This is a genomic window from Pseudomonas sp. (assembly GCF_049645325.1).
Classification (GTDB): Bacteria; Pseudomonadota; Gammaproteobacteria; order Pseudomonadales; family Pseudomonadaceae; genus Aquipseudomonas.
In genome coordinates this window covers 1-2,203 of record NZ_JBARTQ010000515.1, presented here as the reverse complement: position 1 = coordinate 2,203, position 2,203 = coordinate 1, and the positions used below count along the sequence as shown (strand labels likewise).

The window sequence follows — 2,203 nt, the reverse complement described above, 5'->3', positions numbered from 1 at the left end:
GCCAGGGTCACGGCGGCGATTCCGGCGAGGGCGCCGCTGACGGCATACACCCACAGGGTAATCGCGCGCACCTTGATGCCCGACAGGCGCGCCACTTCCGGGCTACCGCCCATGGCATAGAGGTTGCGGCCACCGGCACGAAAGCGCAGGAACACCCAGGCCACCACCAGCATCACCAGAAACAGCCCGACCGTGGCCGAGAGGAAACCGAAATGGCGCACCGTGGCCAGGCTGGTGAACCAGTCCGGGTAGCCGACGATCTGCCGGCCTTCCGTGAGGATGTTCGCCAAGCCCCGGGCCACCGACATCATGGTCAGTGTGGCAATGAACGGGGGCAGCTTGGCATAGGTGATCAACCCGCCGGACACCAGCCCGGCGAGCATGCCGCTGGCAATCGAGATGGGAATCGCAAAACCCAGCGGCACCGCCTGGTCCTGATACAACCAGCCGAGCATCATCATCGAGAAGGCCAGCACCGAGCCGACCGACAGGTCGATGCCGCCGATCACGATCACCGCCGTCATGCCGATCGCCAGAATGCCCAGCACCGTAACCTGATCAAGGATGTTCAGGCCGTTGCGCAAGGAGAAGAAGAATTCGGAACTGAAGGAGAAAACCAGCACCAGCAGTACAAGGCCGATCAGCGGGCCGCCGATATTGCTGGGGAGCAGTTTTACCAGGCGTGGGCGGTGCGGCGGCTTGAGTTCGGCCGGGTGCTGGACAATAGCTTTGGTGTCCACAGTGTTCTCCTGATTTATTTTTTTTGGAGTGCTTTCAGGTGCTTTGAATATTTATGCGTGCCTGACTGTTAATTCAGATTCCAGTGACACGGTGTCAAAGTCAAGCGCTTAATTTTTCATACATGCCTCTAAATCGGTGTTCTTGCCCGTCGCAAAGCCACGGGATAGATGAGCGCGCGTGGGATTTTGGCCGTCTGTCCGAGGGGCATTTCCTGCTTTTATTTCATTTTTCAGCCGATCACTCACTTGACCTGCTGGAGGAATGGCGCCTAAATAGAAATATATTGTCACTGCTGAATAAATATTCAAAACAGCTTTGGACACATTTACCTCGCGTGGTCAGCCCACAGGAGCCGCTGCATGAATGCCTTCCAGTACGACGCCCCTCAGATCAAAGAACAGGCCCGCCTGATCCGGCGCCACGTGATCCGCCTGAATGCCGATTCACCGGCCGGCGGGCACACCGGGGCGGACCTTTCCGAAACCGACATCCTCGCCACCCTGTATTTCCGCATCCTCAACACTGGCCCGGAACGTACCGAAGACCCTGAGCGCGATATCTACATTCAGAGCAAGGGCCATGGCGTCGGCGGTTTGTATTGCTGCCTGGCGCAGGCGGGCTACATCCCTACCGAATGGCTGGCCACCTACCAACACTTCAACTCGCACTTGCCCGGCCACCCGGTGCGGCAGAAAACCCCCGGCATCGAACTCAACACCGGCGCTCTCGGTCACGGTTTGCCGGTGGCGGTGGGGCTGGCGCTGGCGGCGAAGATGTCCGGCAGTAAAAAGCGCATCTATGTGCTGACCGGCGACGGTGAGCTGGCCGAAGGGTCGAACTGGGAAGCGGCGATGGCGGCCGCCAAGTACGGTCTGGATAACCTCTTCGTGATCGTCGACAAGAACAAGCTGCAGTTGGCGGGGTTGACGGCCGACATCATGCCGCTGGACCCGCTGGACGTGAAATGGGCTGCCTTCGGCTTCCGCGTCAGTGAGTGCGACGGCAATGACGCGGGCCAGTTGATCGAGTCCCTGGAAACCATGCAGACCAAGGCCGGTATGCCCCAGGTGCTGATCGCCCACACTATCAAAGGCAAGGGCGTGTCGTTTATCGAAGCCCGCCCCGAATGGCACCACCGCGTGCCCAAGGGTGACGAAATCAACGCGGCACTGGAGGAGTTGAATCATGGCGAGTGAACATTTGGCGAGCGTCATGGTGGAAGCCTTCATTGCCGCAGTCGATGCCGGGCTGGATGTGGTGCCGGTGGTCAGTGACTCTACCTCCACGGCCAAGATCGGCCCGTTTGCCCAGCGCTTCCCGGAACGCCTGATCAACGTCGGGATTGCCGAGCAGTCGCTGGTCAGTGTGGCGGCGGGCCTGGCCCTGGGTGGCAAGATTGCCGCGACCTGCAATGCGGCGCCGTTTTTGATTTCGCGCGCCAATGAGCAAATCAAGGTCGACG

3 protein-coding genes and 1 pseudogene are annotated in these 2,203 nt (G+C 60.0%); 2 read left to right on the top strand and 2 right to left on the bottom strand.

Annotated elements, in window-relative coordinates; all coding sequences use genetic code 11:
• Together WBB95_RS21945 and WBB95_RS21940 are read right to left on the bottom strand one after the other, a co-directional pair.
• Positions 1-740, bottom strand: a 740-nt coding sequence (locus tag WBB95_RS21945; RefSeq protein WP_424489477.1) for an ABC transporter permease, incomplete at its 3' end; no start/stop codon positions are given.
• A 108-nt stretch (positions 741-848) separates the two neighbouring features.
• The gene (locus tag WBB95_RS21940; protein WP_424489476.1) at positions 849-1,064 is read right to left on the bottom strand and encodes a hypothetical protein; all 216 of its coding nucleotides are present in this window, start codon (positions 1,062-1,064) and stop codon (positions 849-851) included.
• 36 nt (positions 1,065-1,100) lie between these two features.
• Here WBB95_RS21940 and WBB95_RS21935 point away from each other — a divergent pair, with 36 nt between their 5' ends.
• Positions 1,101-1,937 carry a transketolase gene (locus WBB95_RS21935; protein WP_424489475.1) on the top strand — a complete coding sequence of 279 codons (837 nt, stop codon included), beginning with the start codon at positions 1,101-1,103 and terminating at the stop codon, positions 1,935-1,937.
• Positions 1,927-2,203: pseudogene (locus WBB95_RS21930) on the top strand (transketolase family protein); the annotation flags it as partial. The gene WBB95_RS21935 and the pseudogene WBB95_RS21930, both read left to right, overlap by 11 nt.